The sequence below is a fragment of the Streptomyces durhamensis genome (assembly GCF_000725475.1).
Lineage (GTDB): Bacteria > Actinomycetota > Actinomycetes > Streptomycetales > Streptomycetaceae > Streptomyces > Streptomyces filipinensis.
On record NZ_JNXR01000016.1, the window covers coordinates 81,925 to 99,774 of the forward strand.

A 17,850-nucleotide genomic window follows, 5' to 3' on the forward strand; every position below is an offset into this window, starting at 1 on the left:
TGGGGGTGAGGTAGCCCGCCGCCTGGCGGAGGGGCTGAACTTTCGTACAGAACTATCTGTAGCACAGGGACTTACTTTTTTTCATCCCCCTACGGCAAGGTAGTACCCTGAGCGCATGGCGGCGGACATGACCCACGACAGCGCGGCGTGCAAGCGGGTGGACGATGGCATCACCCGTGTCTTCCAGCTGCTCGGAAAACGCTGGAGCGGCCCCATCGTGGCCGTCCTGGTGGAACAGCCCGCACACTTCGCCGACCTGCGCCGGGCCGTCCCCGGCATCAGCGAGCGCATGCTGTCCGACCGGCTCGCGGAACTGGGCGCGGCCGGACTCGTACTACGCGAGGTCGACGCGGGTCCGCCGCTGCGGGTGTCCTACCGGCTGACCGAGGCGGGGGCCGCCCTGGAGCCCGCGCTGCGGGAACTGGCCGAGTGGGCGAAGTCCCACCTCCCGGACGCGCCCACCTGCCCCGGCATGACGCGCTGACGCCGGCCGAACCCCGCGTCACGACGTCTTTGCACCTGCCCGGGTGACGGTACGGGGGCTGTCCCCCCTCCCGGCCCACCGGACTGCCGGATGGTGCGGGCCCGGGCGGGTCGGCGACGGTGGTCCTTCCCGCACTGACGTCGGAAGGACATGCTCGTGCGCACCCTCACGGCCACCGCCGCCACCCTGCTCCTCGCCGCCGGAGCCTTACCGGCCGCGGCCGCCGCACGACCGGGGCCGCCCGGCACCGACGGGGTGTGGCGCATGGACGGCTACGGCACCGTCCTCGTCCTCGGCGGCGGAGTGCTGCAGGAGTACCAGACGACATCCGTCAGCTGTCTCAAGGGAGACACGTCCCCGCAGACCGGCCCATGGACCTACGCGGCCCCGGACGGGTCGGTGCTCACCGTGCGGACCGTGCACGACCGCGACCACGCGCTGCTCGCCGCGGACAGCTCGGTCGGCCACCGGAAGCTGCGCCGCCTGAGCGCCGTGCCCGCCCACTGCACCCGCCCGGCCGCCGCCGACCCGCGCACCGCCTTCGACATCTTCTGGCACACCTTCGAGGAGAACTACCCCTTCTTCGCCCGGAAGGGCATCGACTGGCACGCCGTCCGCGACCGGTACCGGCCGCTGGTGCACAAGGACACCACCAAGGACGAACTCTTCGGCATCCTCAGCCGGATGGTGCGTCCGCTGTACGACGCCCACGTCACGGTGATGGACGGCAACCGCATCTTCGGCCAGGTCCGCCCCGGCACGCAGAACCCGGGCCCGCAGCTGGACGCCAAGGTCAAGAAGTTCGTCGTGGCCCGCGACCTCAAGGACGTGCCGTACCGCCAGGACTTCGCCGCCGGCCGGATCACCTACGCCGACCTGCCCGCCGGCGCCGGCTATCTGCGCATCTCCGGGTTCGGCGGATACGCCGGCGAGAACGCGCCGTTCACCGCCGAACAGGCCGAACTCGACCGGGCGTTGGACACCGTGCTCACCCCGGCCCGCATCGCGCGGCTCAAGGGGCTCGTCATCGACCTGCGGATCAACGGCGGCGGCTCCGACCGCCTCGGCATCCGCATCGCCCGGCGGCTGACCGACACGCCGTACACCGCGTACGCGAAGCGGGCCCGCAACGACCCGGCCGACCCCACCCGGCACACCCGCCCCGAACCCGTGCACGTCGTCCCGGCCGACGCGCCCCGCTACACCGGCCCGGTCGCCGTCCTCACCGGCGGCTCGACGGTCAGCGCGGGCGAGACCTTCACCCAGGCCCTCATGGACCGGCCCGGGCGGACCGTGCGGATCGGACAGCCCACCCAGGGCGTCTTCTCGGACGTGATGGTGCGGTCCCTGCCCGACGGACTGCTCTTCGGCCTGCCGAACGAGGAGTTCCTGACCCGCACCGGCCGCACCTTCGACGGCACGGGCATCCCGCCGCAGCTGACCGAACCGGTCTTCACCAAGGAGGAGTTCGCCAAGAACCGTGACTCGGCCTTCGATCGCGCCGTCAACCTCCTGAGGCGCTGAGCCGGCTCAGTCCACCGGCCAGGTGTGGGCCGGGGCGTTGAGGTGCATGTAGTCGATGTACAGCTGGGTCATCCGGCGCAACGCCTCGTGCCGGCCGGCGTGCTCGGTGGCGTCGAGGTGGTGGAACATCTCCTTCTGCCACACGGCGCCGTTGCGTGCCGTCACGCAGCGCTGCTCGATGATGCCGAGCAGCGGCTCCCGCCACGCGTCGTCCATGCCGGACAGCTCCAGGCCCCGGTGGGCCAGCGGCAGCAGCCGCCGCAGGACCAGTTCCGGCACGGGCACCTCGCCCATCCCGGGCCAGTACAGCAGGGCGTCGATGCCGTGCCGGGCGGCGGTGTGCAGATTGTCCTCGGCGGCCGCGAACGACATCCGCGACCACACCGGCCGGTCCTCCTCCACCAGGGCGCGGGTGAGCCCGTAGTAGAAGGCGCCGTTGGCGAGGGTGTCGGCGACGGTCGGCCCGGCGGGCAGCACCCGGTTCTCCACCCGGATGTGCGGGAGGTCGTGCGAGACGGCGTACACCGGGCGGTTCCAGCGGTAGATCGTGCCGTTGTGCAGGGTCAGCTCGCCCAGCTCGGGGACGTCTCCGCGGTCCAGCGTCTCCACCGGGTCCTGCTCGTCGCACAGCGGGAGGAGCGCCGGGAAGTAGCGCAGATTCTCCTCGAAGAGGTCGAAGACGCTGTTGATCCACCGCTCCCCGAACCACACCCGGGGCCGTACGCCCTGCACCTTGATCTCCTCCGGCCGGGTGTCCGTGGCCTGTTCGAACAGCGGGATACGCGTCTCGTGCCACAGCTCCTTGCCGAACAGGAACGGCGAGTTCGCCGCCAGGGCGACCTGGACCCCGGCGATGGCCTGTGCCGCGTTCCAGTAGCCGGCGAACTCCTCGGGCGACACCTGGAGATGGAACTGCGTGCTCGTGCACGCGGCCTCCGGGGTGATGGTGTCCGCGTAGGTGCGCAGCCGGTCCACGCCGTCCACCTCGATGCGCAGGTCCTCACCCCGGGCCGCGAAGATCTGGTCGTTGAGCAACTGGTAGCGCGGGTTCTCCGACAGGGTCTCCTCGCCGATGTCCTCCTGGCGCAGGGTGGGCAGGATCCCGATGATGATCAGCCGGGTGCCGATCGACCGGGCCCGCTCGTCGGCGTGGTTCAGGGCGGCGCGGATCTCCGACTCCCACGCGTCGGGACCGCCCGCCGTCAGCCGCCGGGGCGGGACGTTGATCTCCAGGTTGAACCGGCCCAGCTCGGTGGACCAGGCCGGGTCGGAGATCGCCTTCAGCGCATCGGTGTTGCGCATCGCGGGCTCGGCCTCGTCGCCCACCAGGTTCAGCTCTATCTCCAGGCCGACCTGCGGCCGCTCCGACTCGAACCGTGACTCGCGCAGCATCTGCGCCAGCGCGTCGAGGCACTCGTGCATCTTGATCCGGTACCGGCGGCGGTCCTCGCGGGTGAAGACGAGCGCCGGGACGTCACGTCCCATCGGCCCTCCAGGAATGCCCTCGTCGCAGACCTCTCCACCCAGAGTCGCACCATCACGCGAGCCTCACCAAGCGCAGCCCCACTCCCGGTCCGCCCCCCGCCTTCACACCGATGAGAGACATCCCCCTTCCTGCGCCCGTGCCGACCGGCGGTCAGGGGGAGGTGGCTCCGCGCAGCGGAGATTGCGAAGATGAGCCCATGACCCCCTCGCACGGCGCTCGCCGGCCCACGATCGCCGACGTCGCCGCGGCGGCGTCGGTGTCGCGGACCACGGTGTCCCACGCCCTCAACGGCATCGGCAAGGTCGACCCGCGGACCCGCGAACGCATCAGGAAGATCGCCGCCGAGCTGGGATACCGGCCCAACCTGCGCGCCCAGCGGCTGCGCCGGGGCCAGGCCAAGGCCATCGCGCTGGCGTCCTCGATGCCGTTCGCGGTCGCCGGCGGCCCCTCGCGGCTCGGCTTCTACATGGAGGTGGCCGCCGCCGCGGCCGAGCGGGCCCTCGTCCACGGCTACGCCCTGGTGCTGATCCCGCCCGTGCAGTCCGAATCAGCGCTGTACTCCGTCGACATCGACGGCGCGATCGTCGTCGAGCCCGAGGCGGAGGACGCGGCCGCGGCCCAACTGCGCGAGCGCGGACTGCCGTACGTCGCCCTGGGCCGGCCCACCGCGCCCGGCGACGACGCCCCCTACGTGGACCTGCACGGCGGCAGGGTGGTCGAACTGCTCCTGGACCACCTGCGCGACCAGGGCGCCCGCAGCCCGGCACTCGTCGTCGGCGCGGGCACCCGTCACTCCTCGGTGGACGCCCGCGCGGCCTACGAACGGACCGCCGCCGCACACGGCTGGCCGCCGATCGTCGCCACCGCCCCGGAGGACGGCGGCGAGCAGGCGGGGTACGACCGATGCGCCGCGCTGCTCGCGGAACACCCCGGCATCGACGCGCTGTGCGTGCTGGTCGACGCCTTCGCCGTCGGGGCCGTACGGGCACTGCGGGAGGCTGGACGCCGGGTCCCCGACGACGTCATGGTCGTCACCCGCTACGACGGGCTGCGCGCCCGCACCTGTGAACCGCCGCTCACCGCGGTCGACCTGCGGCTGGACCGGGCCGCCGCGGACGCGGTGGAACTGCTGCTCGCCCGGCTGGGAACGCGACCGGCCACCGGCACGGCCGGACCCGACGCACCCGCCGCCGAGCCCCGGCTCGTGGCGCGCGCCTCCTCGCTGCGCCGCCCGCCACCCGCCGAGCACGTCTGACGGACCCCACCCGGCACGGCGGGGGGCGGCCGGCTCGCGGCCCTGCGGGCTCCCGCGGCGAGCGCGGGCAGCAGCAGGGAGCCCGCCCGGTGTCCGCCGGACGTCCGGGCCCGTACGGCAGGGGCTGGTCGGTTCACGTTGTCGTCATCAGTGCTATTCCGGACACCAGGGCGAAGACGAGGACGAAGGCGCGCATGCGGCGGGCGTCGACACGGTGGTGCACGAGGCGGCTCAGCCAGGCTCCTGCGGCGAGTGCGGGCAGCAGCAGGAGCGCCCAGCCCATGTCCGCCGGACGTCCGCGACCGGTGACGAACAGCAGGAGGAGCGAGGCGACTTCGCCCACCAGGAAGCAGGCGGCGACCGTCGCCCGCAGCTCGCCCGGCGGCCGGTGCTGGTAGACGAGGGCCAGGGGCGGGCCGCCCACGCCGGTCGCGGTCTCGGTCAGTCCGGTGACGACACCGGCGCCCACATAGGCGCCGCGCCCGGGCACGAACGACGGCACGACGAGGCTCACCACCGCCGCCAGTACCGTGGCCGCGCCGACGACGGCTCCGAGGGCGCCCGCCGGGATCGCCCACAGCAGCGCCAGCCCCGCCGGTGTCGCCGTCAGCCGTGCCGCGGTGATCCACCGGGCGCCGCGCAGGTCGAGGCTGTGCCGCTCGCGCCAGGCGACGTACAGGTTCAGCGGGATCATCGCGGTCAGCACGAACACGGGCAGCAGTGCCGGATCGAGCAGGCCGGCGACCGGCGCGACGATCAGTGCGAACCCGAGGCCGCTGGTCCCCTGCACGAACGCGGCTGCGGCCACGGTCAAGGCGAGCACCGCCAGCGTGCCGGCGCTCACCGCCGGCCGCCGGGACAGGGCAGGGCCGGGGAAGGGACAGCGGGCCCGGCGGGAGGCGGGGCGGGGACCACCGAGCCGTGCGGGGGCGGGACCGCGGGCGTGGTGTGCGGGGCCGCGGAGGCGTCCGGCGTCGCCGCACGTCGCCGTGCCGTCACCGATGTCGGATGGGCCCGTGTCACCCCGGCCCGCCGTACCACACGGGGGCCCAGCTCGGCGGCCCGCCGGACCAGCGCCGGTCCGTCCCAGTCCGGCGGCCAGCCGTGCCACAGGCGCAGCCGCCCGGCGACGAACACGGCGGTGAGCTGGTCCCGGTTGCCGCGCCGGACCAGCTCCCACGGCAGGTCCCAGGACGGCTGCATCTCCGGCCCCGTGACGTCCACCAGGAGGAAGTCGGCGGCGGCGCCCGGCACCACCCGTCCCGTGCGCCGGCCGAGTCCGACCGCGTCCGCGCCGCCCGCCGTGGCCCGCTCCCACCAGGTCCAGCCGGCGCCGCAGGACGAGTCGCCGCTGGCCAGGCCGTAGGTGAGCCGCTGCGCGAACTCCGCCGCGTCCGCCAGCCGGAAGCCGTCCCCGCGGGTCCCGTCGGTGCCGAGCCCGAACCGGATGCCGCGCTCGGCGAAGGTGGTCGCGGGGGCGACGGCGTTGCCCTTCCACGCGCTGGCGACCGGGTTGTAGCTCACCGCCGCGCCGCTGTCGGCGAGCAGCGTGACCTCGGCCGGGGTGAGCAGCGTGGCGTGCGCGGCCAGCAACTGCGGGCCCAGCGCACCCACATGGTGCAGATACTCCAGAGGCCGCAGCCCGTGCCGGACCAGGGAGCGCTCGACGGCTACCAGGTGTTCGTTGACATGGATCTGTACGACCGTGCCCGCCTCGGCGGCGAGCCGCGCCGTCGCGGCCAGCGTGGGCGCGGTCGCGGCCTCCGGCACGGACACGGCGAGCGAGGGGTGGACCAGGCCGTCGGCGCCGTAGCGCGCGAGGTGCCGCTCGGCAGCGGTGAAAACGGCCCGGGGGTCCGCGTCGTCGGCGGCGCCGTCCGCGGCGTCGTTGCAGACGAGCCCCAGGACACAGCGGATGCCCGCGTCGCGTGCGGCCGAGGCCACCACGTCCACGTCCACCGTGGCCCGGGTCCCCGCCTCGGCGACCGTCGTGAAACCGCCCCGCAGGGCCTCCAGCGCGGCCAGTTTCGCGGCGACGTACGCCGACTCCTCGTCCAGGGCGCGCTCCAGCGGCACCCACACCCGGCGGAAGATCTCCGACGGCTCCCCGAAGGCGAGGGCGCCGCCGAAGCTCTGCGTCAGATGGTGGTGGGCGTCGACGAAGCCCGGCATCAGGACATGCCCGGGCAGCCGGACGGGGGTCAGGGACGGGTGCGTACGGACGATCCGCTCGACCGGGCCCACGTCGCGGAACACGCCGTCCCGCACGACCACCGCGTGCAGCTCCAGCGGGCCCTCGGGGGTCAGCGTCACATCGGGGACCAGCAGCAGCGCGTCACGGCGGAGCCGGTCGGGGGTCAGGCCGGTCATGCTGCTCCGTTGTTCGAGAGGGGGGAGGCGCGGAAGGTCAGACACGGGCGGCCGGACCGGGCGCATCGGCCGGCACGACGGTGGCGGTGTCCGCGGTGTGCCGCGCCGGATGATGGAAGACGACGTTGAGGACGGCGGCGACGAGGGCGCCCACGGCGACCCCGCTCTCCAGCAGGATCCGCACGCCCGGGGGGAAGCCGGAGTACACACCGGGGACCAGGATCGGCAGCAGCCCCAGCGCGAGCGCCACCGCACAGGTCACCGTGGCCGTGTGGTCCTGGAGCCGGGCCCGGCCCAGCATCTGCACGCCGAGGACGGTGATCACCGCGAAGACGACCATCGCGGCGCCTCCGACCACCGCCGGCGGCATCACGCTGACCGCCCGCGCCACGGGGGTCACGAAGCCGAGGACGACGAGGACGACGCCCGCGGCGGCCGTGACGTAGCGGCTGCGTACGCCGGTGACCCGGACGATGCCGATGTTCTCGCCGCTGGTCACCATCAACGGCAGCCCGAAGCAGCCGCCGAGCAGCGAGGTCAGGGCGTCCCCGCGGACGGTACGCGGCACGTCGGTCCGTACGTCGATGTCCTTGCCGACCGCCTCCGCGTTGATGACGGTCTGCCCGGTCGCCTCCGCCATGGACGCGAGCGTGTACAGCAGCAGCGGCAGCGCCGCGAGCAGGTCGAAGACGGGGGCGCCGAACGGGAACGGCCTGGGCAGGCCCACCAGGCGGCCCGACAGAGCGGAGCCCGGGTGGACCTGGCCGAGGGCGAAGGCGAGGGCCGTGCCGGCCGCGAGTCCGAGCAGCACGGCGAGTTGCCGCAGCACCCCGCGCAGCAGCCGGGTGAAGACGACGATCAGCGCGATGGTGGCGAAGGCCAGCCCGAGGCGGGCCGGATCGGCGAAGCGCGGCGTTCCGGGCTGCCCGGTGACCAGCAGCGCGCCGACCTTCACCAGGTTGACCCCGACGATCACGATCATCGTGCCGATGACCAGGGGCGGGAAGAACCTCAGCAGGCGCGAGAACAGCGGCAGCACCAGGAAGGTGAAGGCGGCGGTGAGCAGCACCGCGCCGGTCGCCGTGCGCAGCCCGTGCTGCTGCGCGATCGACAGGAACAGGATCAGTGGCGCACCGCCCGGCAGCATCACGAGCGGCAGCCGTGGCCCGAACTTCCAGGGGCCGAGGGACTGCACGAGCGAGCCGATCCCGGACAGCAGCAGGGCCGCCGAGAGCAGATCCACGGTGGTGCCCGGGCTGAGCCGGAGGGTGGCGCTCATCAGGAAGATCGCGGAGATCGGTGTCGCCGCCATGACGAGGACGTGCTGCACGCCGAAGAGCAGGATCCGCCCACGGGGCCGGGACTCGTCCACGGGGTGCACGGCACCCGCGCCGTCCGCGGGTGCGGCGGGGGCGCCGGGAGGTACGGGAGTGGGGTCGACGGGATGTACGGGACTGGACACGCGCGGGCTCCGTTCGCTCGCTCGGTTCAGGCCTCGACGATCCGGCCGTGGACGGCGGCCAGTATGGAGCCCCCGACGGGGGGTCGGTCAAGGGGCTGGACCGGGGTCTCGCTTCCGGTTCAGGCGTTCTTCCGGGCCACGCCGCCGTAGAAGCCGATCTCGTCGGAGCGGGGCGGGGGAGTGCTGTCCGGGCGCCAGAACGGGACCTGGGCCAGGCCCGGCTCGACCAGCTCGAAGCCGTCGAAGAACCGCTCGATCTCGGCGCGCGGGCGCAGGTTCAGGGTGGCGGTCGCCTTGTTGTAGACGGCCTGGGCGGCGGTGCGGTCGGCGAAGTCGCCCGTGGCGTGCGAGAGCACCAGGCAGCTGCCGGCCGGCAGCGCGTCGCGCAGGGTGGCGACGATCTCGCCGGGGCGCTCCGCGTCCGTGAGGAAGTGGAGGACGGCCACGAGGAGCACGGCGACCGGCCGCTCGAAGTCGATCACCTCGCGGACATGGGGGTGCTCCAGCACGGCCTGCGGGTCGCGGAGGTCGCCGAGGACGATGCTGGTCGTGCCGGAGCGGCTGAGCAGGGCGTTGCCGTGTGCGGCCACGATCGGGTCGTTGTCGACGTAGGCGACGCGTACGTCCGGGGCCACCTCCTGGGCCACCTCGTGCACGTTCGGCGAGGTGGGCAGTCCGGTGCCGATGTCCAGGATCTGCCGCACCCCGCTGCCGACGGCGTGACGGACGGCGCGGTGCAGGAAGGCGCGGTTCGCCCGTACGCCGATGCGCGCCTCGGGTGCGGCGGCGGCCAGCTCTTCGCCGGCCCGCTGGTCCACCTCGTAGTTGTCCTTGCCGCCCAGGAGGTAGTCGTAGATCCGCGCGGGATGCGGCTTGCTGGTGTCGATGTGCACGGCCTGGACGCCGTCCTGTGTCACGCTGTGCTCCTCTCGGCGGCCGTCACGGCCTCGGCTCCGCAGACGGCTGGCCAAAGCTTCCCATATCAACTACCGGGTGCGCGCCCGTAGTTCCCGGGGCGTCACCCGGGCGGCCCGGCTCCGGTGGCCCGCGGGCGGCCGGCGTCGCAGGGTGGGCAACGAGATCGGTGAGTCGAACCATCGTCGGACCGGTCGCCGAGTCGTCCCTCCGTGTCCGTGACGAGGCGGGTCGACGCGTTCCGGGGCGGGGAACGGTGAATCCATGCGCTCAGGTCGTTCCCCGCCCTTCCGTCCTTCCCCGCACGGCACGCGCTTGCGCTCGGAAACCGATCGGTTTACGGTGCAGGAAACCGATCGGTTTCCCGTGGGAGGGGTGAACATGACGTCGATCAAGAACTCGGTCGCACTCGTCACCGGCGGCAGCCGGGGTCTGGGCAAGGCGCTGGTCGAGGAGCTGTACGCGCGCGGAGCCGCCAAGGTGTACGCCACGGCCCGCGACCCGCACACCGTGACCCACCCCGACGCCGAGCCGCTCGCCCTGGAGGTCACCGACCCCTCGTCGGTCGAGGCCGCGGCGGCGCGGGCCCGGGACGTCACGATCCTGGTCAACAACGCGGGCGTCTCGCTCGGCGCGAGGTCCTTCCTCGACGCCCCCCTCGACGACGTACGCCGCGAATTCGAGATCAACTTCTACGGACCGCTGCTGGTCACCCGGTCCTTCGTCCCGGTCGTCGAGCGCAACGGCGGCGGACACCTCCTCAACGTCCACTCCGTGCTCTCCTGGCTCGGCGTCGCCGGCTCCTACAGCGCCACCAAGGCCGCCCTGTGGTCCCAGACCAACTCCCTGCGCCTGGAGCTGCGTTCACGGGGCATCGCCGTCACCGGGCTGCACGTCGGCTACATCGACACCGACATGGCCTCGGACATCGACGCCCCCAAGTCCGCTCCGGGCGCCGTCGCCGCCCTGGCGCTGGACGGTGTGGAGGCCGGGGCGTACGAGGTGCTGGCCGACGATCTCACCCGGAGCGTGAAGGCGGGGCTGTCCGAGGACCTGACGGCCCTCTATCCGCAGCTCTCCGCGTAGCGAAACCTCGTCAGAAATCCCTCGGTCACAGCACCTCGTCGACCGCGGAACCTCATCGGCCGCAGCCGTCACAAGCACCGGCGTTTCGGTCACCTGCCGCCGCCGCGGAGGCCTTGGGGCGCTGTGACCGCGCGTTCGACGCCCCGGATTCACGGGGCCCCTACTCGTCCGGAATCGCGTGCGTTCGATTCGCCCGCGCCCTCGTTGAGCCTGGCACCGCCGGACCACCCAGGTGCGGTGCCGACCCGATGGAGGGATGCAGGTGACCATGACCGACGCCTCGACAGAAGACGCCCCACCGCCCCCTCCACCGCCGGCCGCGATCAACTACGAGGGCAAGTTCGGCAAGAACCCCCTGGAAGAAGCCAGTTTCCGGGGGATGTGCGGGCGTCTGCCGTCCGTGCTGCGCCACACTGCGGGCATGGCCTGGTCCGTCGACCGGACCGGGGTCGTCCTCCTCCTCGGCTGCCAGCTCCTCACCGGCCTCGCGGCTGCCGTGGTCCTCGGCTGCACCGCACAGGCCATGCGGCACATCCTCGGCACGGGCCCTGTGTCCGAACGTCTGCACGGGGCCCTGCCCGCCCTCGTGGTCGTCACCGCCGCGGCGGCGGTCGGCCGGATCAGCCGGGCCCTGGCGGCCTACGCCGACGGCCGGATCACCCCGCGGCTGGTGACCGAGGCCGACGTGGCCCTCGTCTCCGCCGTCTGCCGGGTGGAGGCCGCAGCCCAGGGCGAGGACGGGTTCGCCGACCGGCAGGAGGCCGCCGAGGTCGGCGTGACCCGCACCACCACGATGGTCAAGGACGCGCAGCAGTTCCTGGCCTCGCTCATCCGCATGACCGCCGCCGGCGCGGTCATCACGGCGCTGCACTGGCTGATGCTCCCGCTGTTGCTGCTGGCCGTCCTGCCCGCGGGCCTCGGGGCTGTGCTGTCCGCCCGCGTCGACTACGAGACGCACTACGCCAACGTCGGCGACCGCAACGTACGGGGCATGATGCGCTGGTGGGCCACCTTTTCGCGGCACGGCGACGAGGTCCGCGCCAACGGCATGACCGACTACCTCGTCTACTGGTACCGCGCGCTGTCCGAGCGGATCGACCGGCGCACCCTGACCGCCGCGCCCCGCATGCTCCGGATCGTCCTGGCGACCTCCGCCCTCGGCGGCGCGTTCCTGCTCATCACCTGGGCCGCGCTCGCGTGGCTCGCGATGACCGGGCGGGTCGCCCTGCCCGTCGCCGCGACAGCGGTGGTCGCCGTACAGACCACGCTCGCCGCGCTCTCCCAGTTCGTGCAGTACGGCGCCGCCCTGTTCCACACCTCCCTCTATCTCGCCGACATGCGCTCCTTCCTCGACATGGCCGCCGCACGGGCCCCGAAACGCGGGGAGTCGACGGTCCCGGAACAGGTCGAGGAGATCCGGCTGGAGGAGGTCGTCCACCAGTACCCCGGCAAGGACGAGCCCGCCGTGGACGGCGTCTCCCTCACCCTGCGGCGCGGTGAGATCCTCGCGATCGTCGGTGAGAACGGCTCCGGCAAGTCCACGCTGACCAAGCTCATCACCGGCATCCTCCTCGCGGACAAGGGCCGTGTCCTGTGGGACGGCGTCGACATCGCGCGCGCCCGGCCCGACTCCGTCTGGGGCCGGACCGCGCTGGTCCCGCAGAACTTCGCCTGCTGGCCGTTGCGCGTCCGGGAGAACATCACGCTCGGCCAGCCGCGCACCCATGACGACGGGCCGGTGTGGGACGCCGTCGACGCGGTCGGCATGCGGGAGGCGGTCGAGCGGCTTCCGCACGGGCTCGACACCCTGCTCGCACGCGAGATCTTCGGCGGCGCCGAGCTGTCCGGCGGACAGTGGCAGCGCCTGGCCTGCGGCCGCGCGCTGTACCGCCGTACCCCGCTGCTCATCCTGGACGAGCCGACGTCCCAGATGGACCCGCGTGGCGAGCACCAGATCTTCCTGGAGATCAAGCGCATCGCCGCGCGGCGCATCACCATCGTGGTCACCCACCAGCTGGAGAACACCCGCCTCGCCGACCGGATCGTCGTCCTGCGGAACGGCCGTGTCATCGAGCAGGGCGGTTACGACGACCTCGTCCACGCCGGCGGCCTCTTCGCCGAACTCGTCGCCCTGGCCAAGGACCGGTGACGCGGCTGACCAACCCGGGGGCGGGGCCGGACGACGCGGGCATGGCCCGAACCTGCGGAAGCGTGGCCCGGACCGTCGCGGCGGCGGCCGGGCCCGCGCCGATACGATCATGATCACGTTGACGGAGCAGTCCCGTCCGGCCCCGCCCCGGGGCTGTGGCGCGCCCGGCGGGACCACACCGACGAGGGGAAACGCACCATGGAGTACGTCAAGCTCGGCACGAGCGGCCTGGAGGTCTCCCGGCTGGCGCTGGGCTGCATGAGCTACGGCGTTCCGGACCGGGGGCCGCACCCGTGGACCCTGGACGAGGACGCTGCCCGCCCGCTCATCCGCCAGGCCCTGGACGCGGGCATCACGTTCTTCGACACGGCCAACAGCTATTCGGCCGGCACCAGCGAGGAGATCGTCGGCAGGGCGCTCGGGGAGATGACCCGGCGCGAGGACGTCGTGATCGCCACCAAGGTCTACTTCGCGGTGGAGAACGGCGCGGCCCGCAGCGACCGCCCCAACCGTTCGGGGCTGTCCCGCAAGGCGATCATGACCGAGATCGACCACAGCCTGCGCCGGCTCGGCACCGACTACGTCGACCTCTACCAGATCCACCGCTTCGACCCGCACACCCCGGTCGAGGAGACGATGGAGGCGCTGCACGACGTGGTCCGGGCGGGCAAGGCGCGTTACATCGGGGCGAGTTCGATGTACGCCTGGCAGTTCGCCAAGCTGCAGCACACCGCCGAGCTGCACGGCTGGACGAAGTTCGTGTCCATGCAGGACCACTACAACCTCCTCTACCGGGAGGAGGAACGCGAGATGCTGCCGCTCTGCGCAGACCAGGGCGTCGGCGTGATCCCGTGGAGCCCGCTCGCCCGCGGCCGGCTCACCCGCGACTGGGACGCCGCCAGCGTCCGGAGCGAGACGGACGCCTACGGCCGGACCCTGTACCAGCCGGAGGACAAGCGGATCGTCGACGCCGTCGCCGCGATCGCCGCGCGCCGTGGCGTCCCGCGCGCCCAGGTGGCCCTGGCCTGGGTCGCCGCCCGCCCCGGGGTGACCGCACCCATCGTCGGTGCCACCAAGGCCCACCACATCCCGGACGCGCTCGCCGCGCTCGACCTGCGGCTCACCGACGACGAGGTCCGGGAACTCGAGGAGCCGTACACGCCCCGGGGGATCAGCGGTCACTGAGGCCCGCCGCACGTCATGCCGTCACCCGGCGCCCGTCCCGCCGCCCCCTGGACAGGCGGGCGCCGGGCTACCTAGAGTTCCTGTCCAGGAATGGAAAATCAGTCCAAGTGTCCGGCGGCCAGGTCCGCGGACGCTGGGCAGGCAGAGGAGACCGCCATGGCCGCCGCCGCTTCAGGCGTAACGTTCGACGACGTCCGTGCGGCCGCCGCACGCATCGAAGGCGTCGCCCACCGCACCCCCGTCCTCACCTCGCGCACCCTGAACGCCCTCGTCGGCGCCGAGGTGTTCATCAAGTGCGAGAACTTCCAGCGCGCGGGTGCCTTCAAGTTCCGCGGCGCCTACAACGCGGCCGCCCAGCTCTCCCCGGAACAGCTGGCCAAGGGCATCGCCGCCTACTCCTCCGGCAACCACGCCCAGGCCACCGCCCTGGCCGCCCGCGAACTCGGCACCACCGCCGTCATCCTGATGCCCGAGGACGCCCCGCGCTCCAAGCGCGAGGCGACCGCCGGATACGGCGCCGAGATCGTCACCTACGACCGCTACACCGAGGACCGCACCGCGCTCGGTACGGCGCTGGCCGAGAACCGCGGCCTGGCCCTCATCCCTCCTTACGACCATCCCCATGTCATCGCCGGACAGGGCACCGCGACGCTCGAACTCCTCGACGAGACCGGCCCGCTGGACGCCCTGGTCGTACCCGTCGGGGGCGGCGGCCTGATCGCCGGAAGCGCCACCGCCGCCAAAGCCCTGCACCCCGGCATCCGGGTCGTCGGCGTGGAGCCGGAAGCGGGGGACGACACCAGGCGCTCCCTGGAGAGCGGATCCCGTGTCACGCTGCCCGTGCCCCGTACCATCGCCGACGGACAGGCCCTGCCCACGCCCGGCGAGATCACCTTCGAGATCAACCGGCATCTCGTCGACGCCATCTCCCTGGTCAGCGACGCGGACATCGTGCACGCCATGCGCTTCGCCTTCGAACGACTGAAGATCGTCCTGGAGCCCAGCGGTGCCACCGGCCTGGCCGCACTCCTGGCGGGCCGCGTCGACGACCTCCCGCCCCGCATCGGCGTCATCGCCTCCGGCGGCAATGTCGACACCCGCCGGTTCACCGAACTCGTCGGCGGATGAAGGGGGTTGCGGCGCGGTGCGATCAGTGCCGCGCAACGCCCGGGCCGTGCGCGCGGCCCTCGGTCCAGGGCCGCCCCGGACCGCGTCGGTGACCGGTCGCCGTCCGCCGGCCGGCCGGCGTCACCGGCGTCAAGGCGGCGCCGATCGCCCCGGATCCACGGTTCCTGACGCCGTCCGGGAGGCGGCGGACCCCGGGAGCTCCGGTTCCCCGGTGTGGCCTCAGGCGCCGCCCGCCGACCGGGTCACCGGAGCCCGACATCACCGACGCACGCGCCGCATTTCCCCCTATCGCGCCGCAATTTGTGTCTTATTACAGCCATGCACACACCTTCGCGGCGTACTCTGCTCCGTGCCCCGCTCGCTGCCGCAGGCGCGGGACTCCTGCCCGTCCGGCCCGACGTCGTTCCCCGCTCCCCCCACAGCCCCGAGAGGGCCGTGCGCGGCGAATCCGTCCTCGGTCCGTCGGGCACCGGTCAATATGTCGACCCCTCGGGTCCGGAGGTCCTGGCCGCCGAGCGCAGACGCCGTCCCGGCCCCGTGCGCAGCCTCGCCTTCACGGCCCGCCCGGCCACGCTGGACCTGGGCGGGCGGACCGTCCGGAGCTGGGCCTACGACGACACCCTGCCCGGTCCCGTGGTGCGCGTCACCGCGGGTGACGTCCTCAGCCTCACCCTCGCCAACCGGCTGCCGGCCGCCACCACCCTGCACGCGCACGGAGTTCGGCTGCGCTGCGACATGGACGGCGTCCCGGACGTGACGCAGCACGCCATCCGTCCGGGGACCGACTTCACCTACCGCTTCACCGTCTCCCACCCGGGCACCTACCTCCTGCACTCCCATGTCGGAGTCCAGCCCGACCGGGCGCTGTACGCCCCGCTCATCGTCGACGACCCCAGGGAACCCCTGTCCTACGACAAGGAATGGGTCGTCGTCCTCGACGACTGGCTCGACGGCGTCGACGGCTCCACCCCGGACCGGGTGCTCGACCAGCTCAAGCCCGGCGCGGGTATGTCCATGGGGCGAGGAGGCATGGCGATGGGGCCCGCCCGCGGTGGCCTGCCGACCGGCCCCTCCCGGGTGCTGCGCACCTCGTACAGCCGCATGCTCGACAGTCCCGGGGGCAGCGTGGCCTATCCGTACTACCTCGTCAACGGCCGGCTGCCCGCCGATCCGGCGGTGTTCCGGTGCCGCCCCGGGGACCGCGTCCGGCTGCGCATCATCAACGCGGGCTCCGAGACCGCCTTCCGGGTGGCACTGGGCGGCCACACCATGACCGTCACGCACACCGACGGCTATCCCGTGGAACACGAGGAGACCGACGCCCTCCTCATCGGCATGGCGGAGCGGTACGACGTCCTGGTCACCGCCGAGGACGGTGTCTTCCCCCTGGTCGCACGCGCCGAGGGCAAGCCGGGCCAGGCCCTCGCCGTGCTGCGCACCGACGGGGGAAGGAGCATTCCGGGCCGCAACGTCCGCCCTGACGAGCTGGACGGGAGGGTCGTACCGGCGCGTCGACTCGTACCCGACGAGTCCGTGGCGCTGGAGGACCGCGACCCCGACCGAGAGCTGCGCATCAGGCTCACCGGCGGCATGCGGAGGTTCGACTGGGGCTTCGACCACCAACCCTACGACCCCCGCAGGCGCCACCCGGTGCGCGCCGGCGAACGGGTACGGCTCACCCTCATCAACGCCACCGACATGTGGCACCCGTTGCACCTGCACGGTCACACCTTCGCCGTCACCGGCCTCGACGGGGTCGGCACGCGCAAGGACACCGCGCTGGTGCTGCCCCACCGCAAGCTCGTCGTCGACTTCGACGCCGACAACCCGGGCCTGTGGATGCTCCACTGCCACAACCAGTACCACTCGGAGAGCGGCATGATGACCATCCTGGGATACCTCAAGTGACCGGCTGATCCGGAAGACCGCTGGTCCGCCGTCGGGCACGGCCCGGTTCCCGTGCCCGGCGGCACGCCGTCAGAAGTGGGTGCCGCCGTCGACGCGGACCTCCGTTCCGGTGATGAACCTCCCGTCCTGCGAGGCGAGCATGGCGACGACCGACGCCACCGCCTCGGGGGCGGCGAAGCCCTGCCCGAGTGCCGGGGACAGCTTGGCGAAGAGGGACATGTCGGCGTCCTCGGGCAGCCCCGGCCCGGTGCTCTGCCCGCTGGCGCCACTGCCGTCGGTCATCCCGGAGGAGATGGAGCCGGGCTGGACGGCGGTGAACCGGATGCCCTGCTTGGCGTATTCGGCGGCCAGGGCGTGCGTCATCGACTGGATGCCGCCCTTGCTCGCCGCGTACGCGGCCATGTAAGGGTGCGCGAACTCGGCCGAGGTGGAGCTGAAGTTGACGACCGCCGCGTCCCGGCCCGCCCGCAGCGCGGGTATGCACGCGCGGATCACGAGAAAGGTGCCCACGAGGTTGACCTGCAGGACGCGGGTGAACTCCTGGAGGCTCGTCTCGTGGGTGTGCGAGGAGCGCAGGATCCCGGCCGCGTTGACCAGCACGTCCAGTCCGCCGAGCGCGGCGCTCGCGGCGGCGACGCCCTCGCGCACCGAGGCCTCGTCGGCGACGTCCACGACGACCGTGGTGAGCCGGTCCGCGTGCGCACCGGCCTTGCCGACCGTGTCCTTCAGCCCCCGCTCGCTCACATCAGCGGCCACCACGGTGCCGCCCTCGGTGAGGAGGCGCAGCGCGGTGGCCTGGCCGATGCCCGAGCCGGCCCCGGTGATCAGCGCGCGGCGGCCTTCGTAGCGGTTCATGTTCTCTCCTGCCCGCCCTGCCGGTGTGCGGCGGGGCCTTCCG

General features: G+C 72.9%; 14 protein-coding genes. 8 read left to right on the forward strand and 6 right to left on the reverse strand.

From position 1 onward, the window contains the following. Nucleotides 1–115 precede the first annotated feature (115 nt). Together IO33_RS0124745 and IO33_RS0124750 are read left to right on the forward strand one after the other, a co-directional pair. Nucleotides 116–484, forward strand: a complete 369-nt coding sequence (locus IO33_RS0124745) for a winged helix-turn-helix transcriptional regulator (protein ID WP_031168704.1) — start codon at nt 116–118, stop codon at nt 482–484. Nucleotides 485–640: 156 nt separating this feature from the next. Then, entirely contained in the window at nt 641–2,008 is a 1,368-nt protein-coding gene (locus IO33_RS0124750; protein ID WP_031168706.1) for a S41 family peptidase, read from the forward strand. Nucleotides 2,009–2,014: 6 nt separating this feature from the next. Here IO33_RS0124750 and IO33_RS0124755 read toward each other — a convergent pair whose 3' ends face one another. Continuing rightward, nucleotides 2,015–3,493, reverse strand: a complete 1,479-nt coding sequence (locus IO33_RS0124755) for a glutamate-cysteine ligase family protein (RefSeq protein ID WP_031168708.1) — start codon at nt 3,491–3,493, stop codon at nt 2,015–2,017. Between the two features lie 197 nt (nt 3,494–3,690). Here IO33_RS0124755 and IO33_RS0124760 point away from each other — a divergent pair, with 197 nt between their 5' ends. Then, nucleotides 3,691–4,749, forward strand: a complete 1,059-nt coding sequence (locus tag IO33_RS0124760; RefSeq protein WP_031168710.1) for a substrate-binding domain-containing protein — start codon at nt 3,691–3,693, stop codon at nt 4,747–4,749. A 133-nt stretch (nt 4,750–4,882) separates the two neighbouring features. On the opposite strand, the gene IO33_RS0124765 is transcribed toward IO33_RS0124760, so the two are convergent. The 4 genes from IO33_RS0124765 to IO33_RS0124780 form a co-directional block, all read right to left on the reverse strand. Further along, nucleotides 4,883–5,593 (reverse strand): sulfite exporter TauE/SafE family protein, encoded by a 711-nt coding sequence (locus tag IO33_RS0124765; RefSeq protein WP_031168712.1) that lies wholly within the window; start codon nt 5,591–5,593, stop codon nt 4,883–4,885. After that, nucleotides 5,590–7,119: an amidohydrolase family protein gene (locus IO33_RS0124770; RefSeq protein WP_078963879.1), complete on the reverse strand. Its 1,530-nt coding sequence runs from the start codon at nt 7,117–7,119 to the stop codon at nt 5,590–5,592. Before IO33_RS0124770 ends, IO33_RS0124765 begins: the two co-directional genes overlap by 4 nt. Before the next feature lie 37 nt (nt 7,120–7,156). Beyond that, nucleotides 7,157–8,581 (reverse strand): uracil-xanthine permease family protein, encoded by a 1,425-nt coding sequence (locus tag IO33_RS0124775; protein WP_245235878.1) that lies wholly within the window; start codon nt 8,579–8,581, stop codon nt 7,157–7,159. Between the two features lie 119 nt (nt 8,582–8,700). Beyond that, the gene (locus IO33_RS0124780) at nt 8,701–9,498 is read right to left on the reverse strand and encodes an SAM-dependent methyltransferase (protein WP_031168718.1); all 798 of its coding nucleotides are present in this window, start codon (nt 9,496–9,498) and stop codon (nt 8,701–8,703) included. A 379-nt stretch (nt 9,499–9,877) separates the two neighbouring features. On the opposite strand from IO33_RS0124780, the gene IO33_RS0124785 reads away from it, so the two are divergent. From IO33_RS0124785 to IO33_RS0124805, 5 genes are all read left to right on the forward strand, one after another. Beyond that, the gene (locus tag IO33_RS0124785; RefSeq protein WP_031168720.1) at nt 9,878–10,582 is read left to right on the forward strand and encodes an SDR family oxidoreductase; all 705 of its coding nucleotides are present in this window, start codon (nt 9,878–9,880) and stop codon (nt 10,580–10,582) included. 268 nt (nt 10,583–10,850) lie between these two features. After that, nucleotides 10,851–12,731, forward strand: a complete 1,881-nt coding sequence (locus IO33_RS0124790) for an ATP-binding cassette domain-containing protein (protein ID WP_031168722.1) — start codon at nt 10,851–10,853, stop codon at nt 12,729–12,731. Nucleotides 12,732–12,929: 198 nt separating this feature from the next. Then, complete coding sequence (locus IO33_RS0124795; RefSeq protein WP_031168724.1) at nt 12,930–13,916, forward strand: aldo/keto reductase; 987 nt, start codon at nt 12,930–12,932, stop codon at nt 13,914–13,916. A gap of 156 nt (nt 13,917–14,072) precedes the next feature. Further along, a complete protein-coding gene (locus tag IO33_RS0124800; RefSeq protein ID WP_031168725.1) occupies nt 14,073–15,044 on the forward strand; it encodes a threo-3-hydroxy-L-aspartate ammonia-lyase in 972 nt (323 codons plus the stop codon). Between the two features lie 318 nt (nt 15,045–15,362). Further along, nucleotides 15,363–16,952 (forward strand): multicopper oxidase family protein, encoded by a 1,590-nt coding sequence (locus IO33_RS0124805; RefSeq protein ID WP_031168727.1) that lies wholly within the window; start codon nt 15,363–15,365, stop codon nt 16,950–16,952. Nucleotides 16,953–17,021: 69 nt separating this feature from the next. Here IO33_RS0124805 and IO33_RS0124810 read toward each other — a convergent pair whose 3' ends face one another. Then, complete coding sequence (locus tag IO33_RS0124810; RefSeq protein WP_031168729.1) at nt 17,022–17,807, reverse strand: SDR family NAD(P)-dependent oxidoreductase; 786 nt, start codon at nt 17,805–17,807, stop codon at nt 17,022–17,024. Nucleotides 17,808–17,850: the final 43 nt, after the last annotated feature.